This is a genomic window from Polynucleobacter sp. AP-Feld-500C-C5 (assembly GCF_018882265.1).
Classification (GTDB): Bacteria; Pseudomonadota; Gammaproteobacteria; order Burkholderiales; family Burkholderiaceae; genus Polynucleobacter.
Genome location: NZ_JACVOW010000024.1, coordinates 116,606 through 132,143, shown reverse-complemented (window position 1 = coordinate 132,143; position 15,538 = coordinate 116,606). Strand labels below are relative to the sequence as shown.

Here is a 15,538-nt window from a genome sequence, read left to right as displayed (position 1 = left end):
TTACTGCAAGAATGTCTTAAGGACTCCGCGCTCCAAGTGCAAAATACGATCACAGCGTTTAGCGCGCACTGGATCATGCGTCACAATCACAAAGGCAGTGCCTTGTTCACGCGCAATCTCTAACATCAAATCAAATACTCCATCAGCTGTTTCCGTATCTAAGTTACCAGTAGGCTCATCTGCTAGAACGCAAGCAGGATTGCCGACTAAGGCTCTAGCCACTGCTACGCGCTGACGCTCTCCCCCAGATAACTCACCTGGGGTATGCAATTCACGCTTAGCTAAGCCTACAGCTTTGAGCATCTTGCTAGCATGCTCCATCGACTCTTCATTGCTCAAGCCACGAATACGCAATAACAATGCAACATTCTCTACTGCGCTGAACTCATCTAAGAGATGGTGAAATTGGTATATAAAGCCCAAGCTTTGATTACGCAATTGGTCTAATTTGGCTACCGATAATTGATTGATGTTGGCATCATTCAAGAAGACTGAACCAGCGCTTGGGGTATCAAGGCCGCCTAATAAATGCAGTAATGTGCTTTTGCCAGAACCTGATGAGCCCACAATAGCGACTTTCTCAGAAGGTGCCACATCCAAATCAACAGATTTAAGGACCTCTACTGCTGTAGCGCCCTGACCATAGGTCTTAGCCAAGCCTTTAGCAATCAACACATGCTTGATAGCCTTATTCATATCTCAAGGCCTCAGCAGGTTGCACTTGAGCAGCACGACGACTAGGGTACAAGGTAGCCAATACCGATAAACCAAAAGCCATCAACCCAACGGTCACTACATCACCCAAACGAACATCCGAGGGCAGTTCGCTAATAAAGTAAACCTCACGCGGCAAGAAGCGTACGCGGAAAATGGCTTCAATCGCAGGAACAATCACATCAATATTGAGCGCGATGATTAAACCAAGACCAACGCCAGCCAAAGACCCCATCAAACCAATTGCCAAACCCTGTACTAAGAAGATTCGTTGAATTAAACCTGGGCTTGCACCCATCGTTCTGAGAATGGCAATATCGGCCTGCTTCTCATTAACGGTCATCACTAGAGTGGAGACTAAATTAAATGCAGCCACTGCAATAATTAAAGTCAAGATGATGAACATCATCTTCTTTTCTGTTTGAACTGCTGCAAACCAATTACGATTTGAGCGTGACCAATCAGTAACCCATAAAGCTTGAGGAACTACAGCAGCCAACTCAGTGGCAACTTGAGGAGCACGCTGCATATCATCGACCTTAACGCGTAGACCTGATGGATCACGTAAGCGGAACAAGGCTGCAGCATCTCTCCAGTGCATGATGGCTAAAGAGCTATCGTATTCATAATGGCCGCTATCCACAATACCAACTACTTGCAACGCCCTCATCCGCGGCATTGCTCCAGCAGGCGTTAAATCACTCTCAGGCACAATCAAATTAATTCGATCGCCTACGCGAGCACCAACCAAAGAGGCGAGCTGCGCACCTAAAGCAACCCCAAAGCCACCCGGCTTGAGGTCATCAATACTGCCAACAATAAATTGTTTTGGCAGATCAGAAACCTTACCTTCTTCACTCGGCGAGATTCCCCGAATAGCAACACCCCGCATCGAATTATCTCGTGCAAGCAATCCTTGTGAACTGACCATGGGTGCTACGCCAACCACATGAGGCTGTGTCGCGACTTTCAAAGCCAACGGCTCCCAATTTGCCAATCCTTCAGGCGAAGTGATTTCTACATGAGAGAGAACAGAGAGCATACGATCACGTACCTCTTTCTGAAAACCATTCATCACTGACAGCACCACAATTAGAGACGCAACGCCTAAAGCGATACCAGCAGTAGAAATACCAGAAATAAAGGATAGGAAGCCATCGCGCTTACCAACGGTCTTACGACGCTTGGAGCGGGTATAGCGTAAGCCAATTTCTAGCTCGATGGGGAGTCTCAACATAGCTACAGTTTAGACAATTACACAGGCAAACTGATGGAATACTTAAATGCCACCTAAAATCAGGGAAATGAGCTCAGACACCACCTTCCCTCAAAATGCCCAAAGCAATCTAAGGCGCTTTACCCTGTTGTTGTCGGGGGAGGATGCCTTAGATGAGCAAGGCAAGGAGGATCGGCCAATCAAAGGCTTGCCTCACGAACGCTTCTTACTTGGAGACTTGGTCCCTATTGCACCCGTTTTATTGATGGGTCAGTCATCTCAGGAAGTCAATCCCAATCAAGAAATTGCCTGCCTACAGCCCATTCATTTGCACGCTACACGGGACCATCTCATTTTGATGAACCAAAATCAGATTGATCTGACTGAAACTGAATCCTCTCAACTTCTCAAAACTGCACTGCCCTTTATTGAGGAAGATTTTCAGAGCCCCATTTTGTTTCAAGACAAGCATTACTGGTTTATTCCTGCAGGTCCATTTGCCAGTTTGGCAAGCTATAGCGTTGATCAAGCGCATGGTCGCAATATTGACTGGTGGATGCCACGCGATACGCATGAAGCAGGTATCGCAAAACGTTGGCGCAAGTTACAAAATGAGATTCAAATGCTCTGGCATATCGATACTGTCAATGAAGAGCGCGAACAACGTGGTCTACTCAGTATTAACTCGTTATGGATCAGCGGTATTGGCAAACTCAACGATATTCAAGCACCTGTGGCAATCATGCAGTCAAAACAGATATATGGTGAACACCCCTTGCTTACTGGTCTAGCGAAGTATTTAAGCATTCCCCACCATACCTCGGTTAGAAACGAAGTCTTGGCTGGAGCGTTTGCATGGTTAAAACAGCCAGAGACTATATGGCCCCAGTTAAACAAGGCATTGACTGATAAAGATCTGGATGAATTGCTCATCATTGATTTTCTAAATGGCAAAACACGGGAGCGCATCTTTACCGCAAGAGATCTTTACAAAAAATCTTGGGCCTTTTGGAAAAAAGCAGAACCTCTCTCCTGGAAAGAAATCATTTCTTCATGAGTCTTTTCTCCCAACGTCCTTTTTCTGAGCGCACCGCTACTTGGTTACAACAAAGTGGTTTGCATCCCCTGTTAGCGCGTTTATATGCTGCACGCGGTCTGGAATCTCCAGATGAACTATCGCTGGAATTGAAAAATCTACTTTCTCCAACTGAGCTTAAGAATTGCATCAGCACCGCATCTTTGCTCGCAGATATTCTGGAGAAAAAAGAGTCCATGCTCATCGTTGCAGATTATGACTGCGATGGTGCCACGGCTTGTGCAGTGGGACTGCGCGGCTTGCGCATGCTAGGTGGCGTAGATACACCAATTCAGTTTCTAGTACCCAATCGCTTTACGATGGGTTACGGCTTAACGCCTGAAGTAGTTGAGCTTGCAGCACGACAAACTCCAAAGCCTAAATATCTCATTACGGTTGATAACGGTATTGCGAGCGAAGCGGGTGTAGATCGCGCCCGTGAACTCGGTATGGAAGTCATTGTGACTGATCACCATTTGCCCGGCGATCGATTACCAAAAGCCTTGGCAATTGTGAACCCCAATCAACCAGGCTGCAACTTTCCGAGCAAAGCACTTGCTGGCGTAGGCGTTATGTTTTATGTATTGGTAGCAATGCGTGCAGAGCTGCGTAAGCGCGGTAAATTTACAAATGAGACTCAACCTAAAGTTGAAAATCTCTTAGATCTCGTTGCACTCGGAACTGTTGCAGATGTTGCTCAACTTGATCGCAATAATCGCGTCTTAGTTTCAAATGGTTTAAAGCGTATTTGTGCAGGCATCTCCCAGCCAGGTATACAAGCATTGTTTCAAGCAGCAGGACGTGATCCTCGCAAGGCCAATACTTTTGATCTAGGTTTTGCGATTGGGCCCAGACTCAATGCGGCTGGACGTCTAGCGGACATGACTCTGGGTATTCGCCTGCTGCTGACTGATAATACGGATGAGGCTATAACGCTTGCGCAAGAACTCGATCGCATCAATCGCGAACGCCGTGTGATTGAAACCGGCATGCAAGAAACAGCACTTGCCCACCTCTCAGAGGAGCAACTCGCAGGAACCATGGCACAACGCACGAGTATTTGTTTATGGAATCCAGAATGGCACCAAGGTGTCGTCGGCATTTTAGCTTCCCGTTTAAAGGAACGTTTTAATCGCCCTGCGATTGTGTTTGCCCCAGATGGCAATACTGGTGAGGAGTTACGTGGCTCTGGAAGGTCATTGAGTGGCTTTCATTTAAGAGATGCGCTAGATATTGTTTCAAAACGTGAGCCTGGACTAATTCTCAAATTTGGTGGACATGCCATGGCGGCAGGTCTGACGATTCATAAAAATGATTTTGAAAAGTTTGATGCCTGCTTTCAGGAAGTCGCAAACAGCTTATTGAACGATGAAATCCTAGAGCGTCGCCACCCCCATGATGGCGCCCTGCAGCCCTCAGAATTCACCCCCGAGATTAGTGATCTCTTAGCAGAAGAAATCTGGGGCCAAGGATTTCCACAGCCTGTCTTTTACGGAGAGTTTGAAATTACCCAGCAAAGTCTGATGAAAGAGAAGCATCTGCGTCTGATGGTGCGGCCATTAGGATCTGACCCAACAGAAGGCAAGTTGACGGCAAAACCATTGACAGCGGTTTGGTTTAACCGTACTCAAAGCTTGCCCGCCACAGCCAAGCTCGCTTACCGCCTAGTGACCGATCGCTATCAGGGTCAAGCCCGTATCCAACTGATGATTGAGGCCCACGACGAAAGTCCTGGTAGTTAAGCCAGCACCCAAGGGACAGATGTAATAACCCCCTTATAATTAGGGGATGGAAGCTGAACAACTAAACACTATTTCAAATACCTTATCCGATCTGCTCACCCGTGAGCAAGCTCTTCGGGGGTATCTTTGACTTCGAAGTAAAGTCACGTCGCCTTACTGAAGTCAATTCAATTCTGGAAGATCCCACCATTTGGGATGATCAAAAGAAAGCGCAAGCACTGGGTAAAGAAAAAAAATTACTCGACGGCGTAGTTGCTACCCTCACTGATTTAAATACCAATATCACTGGTGCCATTGAATTATTTGATATGGCTAAAGAAGAAAGTGATTTTGAGACGATTGCAGCAATCGAGCAAGACGTTGAAAGTTACAGCAAGATCATTCATGATCTTGAATTCCGCCGCATGTTCCACAACGAGATGGACTCGTGCAATTGCTTTATTGATATCCAGGCAGGCGCTGGTGGTACCGAAGCTTGTGATTGGGCCAGCATGCTCTATCGCCAATATCTCAAGTACTGCGAACGCAAAGGTTATAAAACCGAAATTCTCGAAGAATCTGATGGTGACGTTGCCGGCATCAAGAGTGCGACGATCAAGGTGGATGGGGAATATGCCTACGGACACCTTCGCTCCGAGACTGGCGTGCATCGTTTAGTACGTAAGTCTCCGTTTGACTCTTCAAATGGACGTCACACTTCATTTGCTTCGATTTACGTCTACCCTGAAATTGATGATTCGATTGAGATTGATGTCAATCCTGCGGATATTCGGACGGATACCTACCGTGCCTCTGGTGCAGGTGGTCAGCACATTAATAAAACCGACTCGGCTGTACGCTTAACCCACATTCCAACAGGAATTGTGGTGCAGTGTCAGAACGATCGTAGTCAGCATCGTAACCGCGCCGAGGCCATGAGCATGCTCAAGTCTCGCCTTTACGAACACGAGATGCAAAAGCGCCGCGCTGAGCAAGATAAGCTAGAAGCGAGCAAAACGGATGTAGGCTGGGGTCATCAAATCCGCTCTTATGTGTTGGATCAAAGCCGCATTAAAGATTTACGAACTAACGTTGAGATCTCGAATACTCAAAAAGTATTGGACGGCGATCTTGATGCCTTTATTGAAGCTAGCCTGAAACAAGGCGTTTAATTACCCACGAATATGAACGATAAAACCAATCTACCAGCCACCGAAGCTGTTGATGAAAATCACATCATTGCAGAGCGCCGTGAAAAGCTCACAAAGTTGCGTGAGAACGGTGTTGCCTTTCCGAATGACTTTGTTCCAACGCATTTAGCAGTTGATCTTCATGCTCACTATGACAGCCTGACTAAGGAAGAGCTAGCTGCCAAGAAGATTCATGTGAAAGTGGCTGGGCGCATGATTCTCAAGCGCGTGATGGGTAAAGCCAGCTTTGCCACTATTCAAGACCGTAGTGGACAGATTCAGTTCTACATCAATGATGAGCTCACAGGTGCAGATACTCATGGCGCCTTTAAACACTGGGATATGGGTGACTTTATCTCTGCAGAAGGCAATCTCTTTAAGACTAATAAGGGTGAACTCTCTGTCGAATGCAGCAACCTGCGCTTACTCAGCAAATCCCTGCGCCCCCTACCAGATAAGTTTCACGGCCTCTCAGATCTAGAGACCAAATATCGTCAGCGCTATGTGGATTTAATTGTCAACCCAGAAAGCCGCAATACTTTCAAGGCGCGTAGCAATGCGATTGCATCACTCCGTCGCCATATGCTTGATGCCGACTTCATGGAAGTAGAAACACCTATGCTCCACCCAATTCCTGGTGGTGCAGCGGCAAAGCCTTTTATTACCCACCATAATGCACTCGATATGCAGATGTTCTTGCGCATTGCGCCTGAGCTTTACCTCAAGCGTTTAGTCGTTGGTGGTTTTGAGCGCGTCTTTGAAATTAACCGTAACTTCCGTAATGAAGGCGTCAGCCCACGTCACAATCCAGAATTTACGATGATGGAGTTCTACGCAGCCTATACCGATTACCGCTGGTTGATGGATTTCACAGAAGGCTTGATCCGTGCTGCAGCCATGGATGCACAAGGCACTGCCCTCTTGACCCACCAAGGTCGTGAGCTTGATTTAAGTAAGCCATTCCAACGCTTAACAATTAGTGAGGCAATCCTCAAGTATTGCGGCCAGTCTGGCAAGAACTACGAGGCTGCTCAACTAGATGATGCAGCATTCATTCGTGCTGAGTTGAAAAAAGGTGGTGAAAATCCTGATTCTCCAACATTGAAAAATGCTGGTATCGGCGCTTTGCAATTGGCCTTGTTTGAATTGGTTGCTGAAGAGCATCTTTGGGAGCCTACCTACATCATTGATTACCCAATTGAAGTCAGCCCACTAGCCAGAGAATCCGATACTCGCCCAGGTATTACTGAGCGCTTTGAGTTATTTATTACTGGTCGTGAAATTGCCAATGGTTTTTCTGAGCTCAATGACGCAGAAGATCAAGCGAATCGCTTTCGTAAACAAGTAGAGCAAAAAGAAGCAGGTGACGAAGAAGCGATGTACTTTGATCATGACTTTATCCGAGCCCTTGAATACGGCATGCCTCCAACAGGTGGTTGCGGTATTGGTATTGACCGTCTAGTCATGCTCCTCACAGACGTACCAAACATTCGTGATGTCATTCTCTTTCCACACCTGCGTCGCGAAGAAGAGTAAGTCACAAAATCATCTTCAGTAATTTGAAGACATTAAAAAAGGCACCCTAGGGTGCCTTTTTATTGAAGCAGTATTTTTAATAAGATGACATCTCATTAAATTCATGCGCATCATGCTTTAGTACTTGTTGAGCAATTAATAAAATTCCTGCAAAGAAACTAAAACATACCAAGAGGGCAAAGGCATGATATTGATTGAGACCGCTTTGATTTAAGAGCTCAAGATAAGCCTCACTTTGCAAAGCAAGATGAGTCGCTAGAACAAGCAAGGCAACCCCAGTGATCACTTGGGCGACAGCAAATAATGATTGCGTTAGTTGTTTGCGAATATCTGCTGCACGATTTAAGTGAGCCAATGGAGTCTTGCCAATGATCTGTGAGTTGTTCTGAGTGTGTGCCATGAAAGCCCCTTAATCTCTAATAATCTAAATCTTATGATCAGGGCTTATATTTGTAAAAGATGGACTTTTCATACCTTAACTACTTTTAGGTATATAGAGAACCTAGTACACGGAAATTAAGTCCTTTTTTTGAACAGTGTGACTAATAAGACCAAGAAAAGCACTGAAAACCAAAATAAAGACCATTCCGGCACCTGAAGACCAAGAATGGCTGGAAGTTTTGCACTGCATAGTCCGTCGGCCTTAAATAACCAAGGAATGTCTTTTGAAAGCTGAAACTGATTAATCCAAATTTCCAATGGGTCAATCCCACAGGATGTTTCTAGATGAGATAAAAGCCATACTTGTCGCCCAGCCACTGAAACACCATATGCTGCCGATAGAAGAGCTAGGGCATGGAAGAGCTTTCGGAATGGGGCAATACCCACAGCCAAAAAACAAAAAATGGCGATAGCCAAATAACCGACTCTTTGCAAAATACATAAGGGGCAAGGTAAAAAGCTGATGCCTTGATAGCCGGACTGCTGCAAAATGACTGCAAAGATAACCAACCCAAGACTGAACAGGGAAATATATAAATAGCGTACTGAACTCATAAAAGGATCATAGCTTGTTAGCGGACGGGTCGCGAAAGGCCATCCTTATTACCAAAAATTGGACCGATATCACGACTTAGTCCTATTTATGCGCCAATTACCGTAAATCACACCATCAGGAATGTGATAATTACCCATTCTTTGAAACTCAGTCTTTTATTTACAAGCATTTATGGCCGCATACAACACAGAAACCGTTCTCACCGTTCACCACTGGAACGACACCCTATTTAGCTTTACTACTACTCGCAATAAAGGCTTGCGCTTTCGTAGCGGTCACTTCTTAATGATTGGTCTTGAGCTTGAAGGCAAGCCACTTGTTCGCGCATACAGCGTTGCAAGCCCTAATTACGAAGAGCATTTGGAATTCTTAAGTATTAAGGTTCAAGATGGTCCATTGACATCACGTTTACAAAAGATAAAAGTTGGTGACCCTATCTTGGTAAGTGAAAAGTCTGTTGGCACCCTGGTATTGGATGACTTAAATCCAGGAAAACATCTCTACTTATTTAGTACAGGCACCGGCTTAGCTCCATTCATGAGTATTATTCGTGATCCAGAAACTTATGAGAAGTTTGAGAAGGTTGTTTTAATTCATGGTGTACGTCTAGTGAGCGAGCTAGCATACGGTGACTATATTAAAAATGAACTCACTCAAGACGAGTACCTTGGCGAACTCATTCGTGAGAAACTCATCTACTACCCAACTGTAACGCGTGAAGCATTCAAACATACCGGTCGCCTCACGACTGCAATTGAATCTGGCCAACTATTCAAAGATATTGGTCTGCCACCACTTGATCCTGCAGTAGATCGCGCAATGATTTGTGGCAGTCCATCCATGCTCAAAGAAACCTCAGAGATGCTTGATGCCAAAGGCTTCAAAGTCTCACCAAGTCTTGGCCAAATGGGTGACTACGTCTTCGAACGTGCATTCGTAGAGAAGTAATTAACGTTCTACTGAAATAAATCCATCTCTATTAGGCATTTTTACCAAAGGCAGCGTCTTGGCATCCATCACTTGATCTTTTGTAATGATCTTGTTGAGAAACAAAATATAAGCTGTGGCTGCATACACTTGATCATCATTTAAAGACTGGGGTGCTTGATGTGGCATGGCTCTTTTGACATAATCAAAAATAGTCGTTGAGTAAGGCCAAAAACTTCCTACTGTCTTTATGGGATTATTGGTATTTAAAGAACCTCCGCCCACAAGGCGATTGGCTGGTCCGCCTTGCCCTTGATCACCGTGACAAGATGCGCACTGTTGCTGATATAACTTTTCTCCAGCAATGGCAGTGCCTGAGCCAGGCGGCAGGCCTAGCCCACTTGGGCCAACATCTATATTCCACGCCCGAATTTGATTTTCAGAAATTGGCTTACCAAGACCTATCGGTCCGCTCGCTTGGTAACTGCTAGTACAGCCTAATAAAATACCAATCCAGGCTACGAGAAGACTTAAGTAGATGCATCTATTAGCGACCATTCGTAATCTCCCCGTTAGCAGCAACACGCCATGGTTGTATAGCGTTATTGTGATAGAAAGTGTTCACACTCTTGGCTTTAATCACACCATCCATTGTGGGTTGCATTTCACCACTTGAATTGACCGCCCGACTCATCAATGTTGCTGGTGCTCCATCCCACATCCAAGGAAAACGAAAGCGCACCAAAGATTTGTCCATCACCGGTTCCTGCAGCACTGCCTCACCCCATGATTTACCACTATCCGTTGATACCTCAACCCGTCGAATCTTGCCATTACCAGACCAAGCAAAACCAGAGATTTCATAAAAGCCTTTAGATTTAAGCTTCATCATCCCTGAAGGCTGCGTAATAACAGATTTGACCTCCATGGCGAAAGTAAATTGCAGCGCCTTGCCATCAGATCGCAGGTCGGTATAAGCAGAGGTTTCTTCACGTGTTTGCCAAGGCTCAGTACCCAACTTAATTCTTCGTAGCCACTTAATACTCATATTGCCCTCATACCCAGGCAAAAATAATCGCAAAGGATAACCTTGCTCAGCCCGTAACATCTCACCATTTTGGGCATAGACTAATAAAGCATCATCCATCATCTTATTCATTGGAATACTACGAGTCATCGCAGCACCATCAGCACCCTCCGCCAAAGCCCACTTAGCTCCAGGCTGAATGCCGCATTCTTGCAAAATGGTTGATAAGCGAACGCCAGTCCACTCGCAACAAGAAACTAAGCCATGAATTTGTTGTACCGTTTGATTACTGGCTTTTTTGAGCTCAGCAGCACTATTGCCAGAACATTCTAAAAAATAAATCCTCGATTCAGAAGGAAAACGAACGATATCGTCCATCGTAAAGACCATCGGACGATCTACCATTCCATGAATCACCAATTTATGTAGATCCGGATTGATATCAGGAACTCCTGCATGATGACGCTCAAAGACAAGGCCATTTGGAGTAATGATCCCGTGTAAGCTTTGCAAAGGAGTTCTTGAGCCCGTGAGAAATGTTGGCGCTGGCGAAGGAAGAAGTCGCACAACATTCTTCTCATATTTTGAAGGCAAACCATAAGGCGGATTTACAAAAGTTGACCCCTGGGTTTTAGTCCAAGGATCAATCTCCAAGAAACCGCCTTCTGTGGTTTGAGCAAGAGCAGAATGGACACTCATTGCACTACCCACACTCGCTCCTGCAATGACTGATGATTTTAAAAAGTGTCGACGCTTAGAAAATTCATCCTTCTTGGACATGAATACTTTGCCTCCCTGATAGGTGCTGATGAGCTTATTTTTTTAAAGCATACCGCCAAAATACTCAGAGTTGCTATAACTTTTAACCCTAGGTTGCATACAAAATAAAGATGAGCCCAAAGGCAGCAATAAAGAGAGTTTCAACCACCAACATCAGTACAGGCTGCCAACCTAGCTGAGCCAGTTCTTGGAAATTGGTTTTTAATCCCGCTGCAGCAATAGCAATCACCAACATCCAACGTGATAAAGCACCAATTTGATGAGTAATCGAAGTTGGCAAAATTTGCATTGAGGCCACAATAGATAGTGCAACAAAACCCAATAAAAATGTGGGAATTAATCGTAAGCTACCCCACCCTAAATTATTGGTGGCTTTCTGCGCACCAAAGAAAATTGAGATCACCAAAACCACAGGGAGCAGTAGAGCCACTCTAAATAACTTAACCACAGTAGCCACGTCCCCCGCCTCAGGACCAAACAGCATCCCTGCAGCAACTACTTGAGCCACATCATGAATGGTGGCACCAATAAAAATTCCTGCTGAAAGAGCGCCAATATCGAGCATCTGTAATGCAAAAGGATATGTCACCATCGCAATCGTTGATAACACCGTCACACCAACAACAACCAGTAAAGTAAATTGCTCGTTTTCTTTTGATTTGGGCAGCACTGAAGCAACTGCAAGGGCAGCAGAGGCACCACAAATTCCAACTGATCCACCGGCTATCAATCCAAAATCTGGAGATAGCTTTAAAAACTTGGCAAGCAAAAAGCCGAGACAAACCGTTGATGCAACAGCCAGAATTACCATGAAGCCAGTATTCATGCCAATCGCACTAATATCTGCAAAGGTAATTCGGATTCCCAAAAATGCTACACCTAAGCGTAGTACAGTCTTTGCGCAAAAGTCTATGCCTGGTTTTACCGCCTCATTTAGATACAGAAAATGGAGCGAAAGACCCAACAACAAAGCATACAAAAGTTGAGGCCCACCATAATTTTCAGAAAGAAAGCTAGTGGACATAGCTATTACCAAACAGATTAATATCCCCGGTAAATTACGCTTACTAGTGCTGTACATGCAGGGCTATACCACTAACTCACTAAAGTATTCATGTTGACTGGTGTTCAGTGTTGAGACTCGCCATTCCAAGGGCTCGTCCTGAATCCCAAGTGCAACCCTTCTAATCATCAGGACTGGTGCATCTGGCTTTAAGCCGAGCCATTCTGCATGCTGCTTACTGGCAAGGCCTGCCCTTAAACGCTCACTACTGCGGACTACGGTTTGCCCGTATTTCATTTGATATAACTGATAGATGCTACCTTCGCGATTTATGTAATCGGTTCGTGTGAGCTTTTGAAAGCGCTTTTTATCTAGTGTAATCTGATCAATCATCACACATTTATCGTCTAGATAAAGGCAATTCACGAGACGCCATACATCTGCACCTTCTTTAATCTGGAGCTTACTAGCCTCTTCCTTATTTGCAACAGCGCTGACCAAAGAAATCAAATCAACCCTTGGGTTAACCTTTTTGTCGGCATCATGTTTTACAACGTGGAAAAAGTAATAGAGCAAACGCTTGAGATCATGCTCAGCAACATAGGTGCCCCTGCCTTGGCGACGAACCACAATACCTTCAGCAACTAACTCGTCTACCGCTTTGCGCAGGGTTCCTATAGATACGTCTAATTCTTTTGATAAATCCTTTTCGGCAGGCAAAGCCTGCCCCATCGGATAACGACCCCTGACCAGATCATCGGTGATCTTTTGCTTTACCTCTTGATAAGCGGTCAGGGATTTCATGCTTTAAGACTTACGCTGATTCGTATAAACGAGTTAATACGAACTCACGGTGACCAAGAATTTCAGAAGCAGTCAATTCGCCATCAGCAGTGCGCAAGAGACACTCTAATAACTTATCACCAGCTTGATCCATGTTCTCTTCGCGACGCAAAAGTCCAGACACATCAACGTCAATGTGCTCACCCATGGTGCGTACTGTTTTTGGATTAGCGCAAATCTTGATGACTGGAAGAATTGCATTACCGATCACATTACCCTGCCCTGTTGGGAAGAAGTGAGCAGCAAATCCAGCAGCAGCACATAAGGTCACCATCTCAGCAGCAGCCGAAGAGGAATCCATGAAGTGCAAGCCTGGGATCTTAGGCTCTTCACCCTTATCCAAAACGCTATCGACGATACATTTCTTACCGATTTTCTGAATATTGCCTAAGGCTTTTTCTTCAATCGTAGTTAAACCACCGGCAATATTGCCTTTCGTTGGCTGTGAGTCAGACAAGTCGCTTGTCTTATGGCGCTCAATCACATCCTGATAGCGATCAAACATTTCACGGAACTTTTTCTTTACTTCTGGTGTACGGCAACGCGCTTCTACCAAATGCTCGCCACCTGTTAACTCGGTTGTTTCACCAAATACGAGAGTGGAGCCAATGCCATAGAGTTTGTCAAAAGCATCGCCTACTGTTGGATTTGCGCCGCAACCAGAGGTGGTATCAGACTCACCACATTTAGTAGATACCCACAGTTCAGATAAAGGTGCCTTAACCCGTTGCTGCTTTGAGGCATGTTTCATCATCTTGTAAGCAGCTTTGCTGGCTGAAGCGATCGTGGCGATATCGCCATTACCTTCAATCCAGAAACCCTCTACTGGCTTACCAGAAGCCTTGATGCCATCAACCACAACTTTAGTCCACTGCGGCTCAATACCAATAACCACTACAGCAGCTACGTTTGGATTACAGCCAGTTCCAATCAAGGTACGGAAGTGTAGATCTAAGTCGGCGCCAAATTGCAAACGACCGTATGAGTGAGGAATTGCCTGAGTTCCTTTAATGTTATTTGCCACAGCTTCGCAAGCTGCATTGGACAAATCATCTAAAGGCAGAATTAATACGTGATTACGAACTCCCATGCGGCCATTTTCACGGCGGTAACCCATGAAGCTCGCGTCTTTCAAATTAATCATCTTGTTTTCTTTCTCAATGAATGGGTGAATAAGAGCCTGGATTACCAGCGCTTCGTTTTTACGTTTTGGACATGGAGGTGTTCACCTTTTTTAATGGGAGCAACAACCTTGCCGATGTCTACGCCATACTTCATCACCGTATCGCCGGGTTTAAATTCATTTAATGAAATTTTGTGGCCAATGGGAATGTCGCTCTCAGACTTCATATTGAGCGTTAAATCTCCATCCATAACCCAGCCAATCAAATTATCTCCAGCTTTTACGCCTTCAACTACTACCACACCTACGCCATCTCCTGGCTCATGCACGACAAAATGGATCATGATCTTCTCCTCTTTAATCCTGTTAATTGACTACTAACTCCATGACTGACTGATACCAGTCTGAATTTCTTCTATAACTACATCAGAAACGTTGACGCCTTCTTGAAAGCCTGAGGCACGCTGTTTAAAACGTCTTTGACCAGGAACGCGGGTTCCGGAATCAGATGCCAAGATTTTTAAGAACTCTTGCATCTTGCTTGCAAACATTTGGCTACCTGCCAATCCAGGGTCAATCGTTAATAACAGTTGTCCAATACGCGGACGATTTCCCTTGGCATCAAAAAAAGAATCTGCTGCATAGGAAAAACGACTTCCCGATAAGCCAACAACCAACAATTCAACGATCAAGGCAAGCAAAGCGCCTTTATCTCCACCTAACGGCACCATCAATCCTTTGAGACCCTCGTTAGGATCAGTAGTTGGTTTGCCTTCAGCAGTTAATGCCCATCCCTCTGGAATAGACTCGCCCTTTTTTGCTGCAACCAGCAACTTACCTCTAGCGACAGCAGAGAGTGACATATCAATCACCATCGGATCGCAATTAGCAACCGGAAATGCTGCGGCTAGCGGGTTGGTACCAAATAAGGCCTTGCTACCACCAACCATCGGCATGGCTGCTGGCGTATTACCAAATAATAAAGAGATGTAACCGGCACGCGCTGCCGCTTCAGCAAAATGTCCGGCAACTCCAAAGTGATGGCTATTAGTAACTGCGACCAGGCCAACGCCTGTCTTGGATGCGAGATTCACAGATAAATCCGTAGCAAACCGCAATGCTGGAAATGCTAGCCCATCACAAGCATCAACTAATGCAGCAGATGTTTTAAATGGGCGGACTTTAATTTTTGGCGACAATTCAATCCGACCATTTTTAGCATGGCCTGCATATTGAGATACCCGCGCCAATCCATGAGAAGCCAATCCATCGAGCTCAGCAAGTGCTAAAAATTGAGCGGTTTCATGAGCCGCTTTCTGACCAATGCCTGCTGCTTGCAAACCAGATGATGCTAAATCAACCATCTTTTGATAGGATAAATTCATC

Annotated in this window: 16 protein-coding genes; 5 read left to right on the top strand and 11 right to left on the bottom strand. The window is 45.2% G+C overall.

From position 1 onward, the window contains the following. Nucleotides 1–696, bottom strand: a complete 696-nt coding sequence (locus ICN21_RS09550) for an ABC transporter ATP-binding protein (protein ID WP_216178240.1) — start codon at nt 694–696, stop codon at nt 1–3. Beyond that, nucleotides 689–1,951, bottom strand: coding sequence for a lipoprotein-releasing ABC transporter permease subunit (locus ICN21_RS09545; RefSeq protein WP_216178239.1), 1,263 nt, complete (start codon nt 1,949–1,951; stop codon nt 689–691). The genes ICN21_RS09550 and ICN21_RS09545 overlap by 8 nt, the downstream gene beginning before the upstream one ends. 67 nt (nt 1,952–2,018) lie before the next feature. On the opposite strand from ICN21_RS09545, the gene ICN21_RS09540 reads away from it, so the two are divergent. The 4 genes from ICN21_RS09540 (at nt 2,019) to lysS (ending at nt 7,452) form a co-directional block, all read left to right on the top strand. Then, a complete protein-coding gene (locus ICN21_RS09540) occupies nt 2,019–2,987 on the top strand; it encodes a hypothetical protein (protein ID WP_255534286.1) in 969 nt (322 codons plus the stop codon). Next, entirely contained in the window at nt 2,984–4,747 is a 1,764-nt protein-coding gene (gene recJ, locus ICN21_RS09535) for a single-stranded-DNA-specific exonuclease RecJ (RefSeq protein WP_216178237.1), read from the top strand. Before ICN21_RS09540 ends, recJ begins: the two co-directional genes overlap by 4 nt. A gap of 46 nt (nt 4,748–4,793) precedes the next feature. Further along, nucleotides 4,794–5,898, top strand: a protein-coding gene (gene prfB / locus ICN21_RS09530) for a peptide chain release factor 2 (RefSeq protein ID WP_215319805.1) whose coding sequence is annotated in 2 segments (ribosomal slippage) — nt 4,794–4,865 and nt 4,867–5,898 — 1,104 coding nt in all. Because the reading frame shifts where the segments join, the coding sequence is not laid out codon by codon here. A 12-nt stretch (nt 5,899–5,910) separates the two neighbouring features. Then, complete coding sequence (gene lysS / locus ICN21_RS09525; protein WP_216178236.1) at nt 5,911–7,452, top strand: lysine--tRNA ligase; 1,542 nt, start codon at nt 5,911–5,913, stop codon at nt 7,450–7,452. Nucleotides 7,453–7,528: 76 nt separating this feature from the next. Here the strand turns inward: lysS and ICN21_RS09520 are convergent, their stop codons facing one another. Both ICN21_RS09520 and ICN21_RS09515 read right to left on the bottom strand, forming a co-directional pair. Beyond that, nucleotides 7,529–7,852, bottom strand: a complete 324-nt coding sequence (locus ICN21_RS09520; RefSeq protein ID WP_216178235.1) for a hypothetical protein — start codon at nt 7,850–7,852, stop codon at nt 7,529–7,531. 116 nt (nt 7,853–7,968) lie between these two features. Continuing rightward, a complete protein-coding gene (locus ICN21_RS09515) occupies nt 7,969–8,448 on the bottom strand; it encodes a disulfide bond formation protein B (RefSeq protein WP_216178234.1) in 480 nt (159 codons plus the stop codon). 172 nt (nt 8,449–8,620) lie between these two features. Between ICN21_RS09515 and ICN21_RS09510 the strand changes: the two genes are divergently transcribed. Then, nucleotides 8,621–9,397 (top strand): ferredoxin--NADP reductase, encoded by a 777-nt coding sequence (locus ICN21_RS09510; RefSeq protein ID WP_216124351.1) that lies wholly within the window; start codon nt 8,621–8,623, stop codon nt 9,395–9,397. Here the strand turns inward: ICN21_RS09510 and ICN21_RS09505 are convergent, their stop codons facing one another. From ICN21_RS09505 to ICN21_RS09475, 7 genes are all read right to left on the bottom strand, one after another. Beyond that, complete coding sequence (locus ICN21_RS09505) at nt 9,398–9,934, bottom strand: c-type cytochrome (protein WP_215296493.1); 537 nt, start codon at nt 9,932–9,934, stop codon at nt 9,398–9,400. After that, a complete protein-coding gene (gene soxC / locus ICN21_RS09500) occupies nt 9,924–11,183 on the bottom strand; it encodes a sulfite dehydrogenase (RefSeq protein ID WP_216178233.1) in 1,260 nt (419 codons plus the stop codon). Before soxC ends, ICN21_RS09505 begins: the two co-directional genes overlap by 11 nt. 88 nt (nt 11,184–11,271) lie before the next feature. Next, entirely contained in the window at nt 11,272–12,264 is a 993-nt protein-coding gene (locus ICN21_RS09495) for a YeiH family protein (RefSeq protein WP_216178232.1), read from the bottom strand. A 6-nt stretch (nt 12,265–12,270) separates the two neighbouring features. Next, a complete protein-coding gene (locus ICN21_RS09490; RefSeq protein ID WP_215319797.1) occupies nt 12,271–12,990 on the bottom strand; it encodes a GntR family transcriptional regulator in 720 nt (239 codons plus the stop codon). A 10-nt stretch (nt 12,991–13,000) separates the two neighbouring features. Next, on the bottom strand, nt 13,001–14,173 hold the full coding sequence (locus tag ICN21_RS09485) for a UxaA family hydrolase (protein WP_216860804.1): 1,173 nt from the start codon (nt 14,171–14,173) through the stop codon (nt 13,001–13,003). A 41-nt stretch (nt 14,174–14,214) separates the two neighbouring features. Continuing rightward, nucleotides 14,215–14,496: an SAF domain-containing protein gene (locus ICN21_RS09480; RefSeq protein ID WP_216861683.1), complete on the bottom strand. Its 282-nt coding sequence runs from the start codon at nt 14,494–14,496 to the stop codon at nt 14,215–14,217. Between the two features lie 33 nt (nt 14,497–14,529). Beyond that, nucleotides 14,530–15,537, bottom strand: a complete 1,008-nt coding sequence (locus tag ICN21_RS09475) for an Ldh family oxidoreductase (RefSeq protein WP_216178231.1) — start codon at nt 15,535–15,537, stop codon at nt 14,530–14,532. Nucleotide 15,538 lies beyond the last annotated feature (1 nt).

Coding starts and splice junctions, on each gene's coding strand:
- ICN21_RS09550 (WP_216178240.1), bottom strand. CDS start 696: ATGAATAAGGCTATCAAGCATGTGTTGATTGCTAAAGGCTTGGCTAAG.
- ICN21_RS09545 (WP_216178239.1), bottom strand. CDS start 1,951: ATGTTGAGACTCCCCATCGAGCTAGAAATTGGCTTACGCTATACCCGC.
- ICN21_RS09540 (WP_255534286.1), top strand. CDS start 2,019: ATGAGCTCAGACACCACCTTCCCTCAAAATGCCCAAAGCAATCTAAGG.
- ICN21_RS09485 (WP_216860804.1), bottom strand. CDS start 14,173: ATGATTAATTTGAAAGACGCGAGCTTCATGGGTTACCGCCGTGAAAAT.
- ICN21_RS09475 (WP_216178231.1), bottom strand. CDS start 15,537: ATGAATTTATCCTATCAAAAGATGGTTGATTTAGCATCATCTGGTTTG.
- recJ (WP_216178237.1), top strand. CDS start 2,984: ATGAGTCTTTTCTCCCAACGTCCTTTTTCTGAGCGCACCGCTACTTGG.
- ICN21_RS09495 (WP_216178232.1), bottom strand. CDS start 12,264: ATGTACAGCACTAGTAAGCGTAATTTACCGGGGATATTAATCTGTTTG.
- soxC (WP_216178233.1), bottom strand. CDS start 11,183: ATGTCCAAGAAGGATGAATTTTCTAAGCGTCGACACTTTTTAAAATCA.
- ICN21_RS09510 (WP_216124351.1), top strand. CDS start 8,621: ATGGCCGCATACAACACAGAAACCGTTCTCACCGTTCACCACTGGAAC.
- lysS (WP_216178236.1), top strand. CDS start 5,911: ATGAACGATAAAACCAATCTACCAGCCACCGAAGCTGTTGATGAAAAT.
- ICN21_RS09515 (WP_216178234.1), bottom strand. CDS start 8,448: ATGAGTTCAGTACGCTATTTATATATTTCCCTGTTCAGTCTTGGGTTG.
- ICN21_RS09480 (WP_216861683.1), bottom strand. CDS start 14,496: ATGATCCATTTTGTCGTGCATGAGCCAGGAGATGGCGTAGGTGTGGTA.
- ICN21_RS09490 (WP_215319797.1), bottom strand. CDS start 12,990: ATGAAATCCCTGACCGCTTATCAAGAGGTAAAGCAAAAGATCACCGAT.
- ICN21_RS09520 (WP_216178235.1), bottom strand. CDS start 7,852: ATGGCACACACTCAGAACAACTCACAGATCATTGGCAAGACTCCATTG.
- ICN21_RS09505 (WP_215296493.1), bottom strand. CDS start 9,934: ATGGTCGCTAATAGATGCATCTACTTAAGTCTTCTCGTAGCCTGGATT.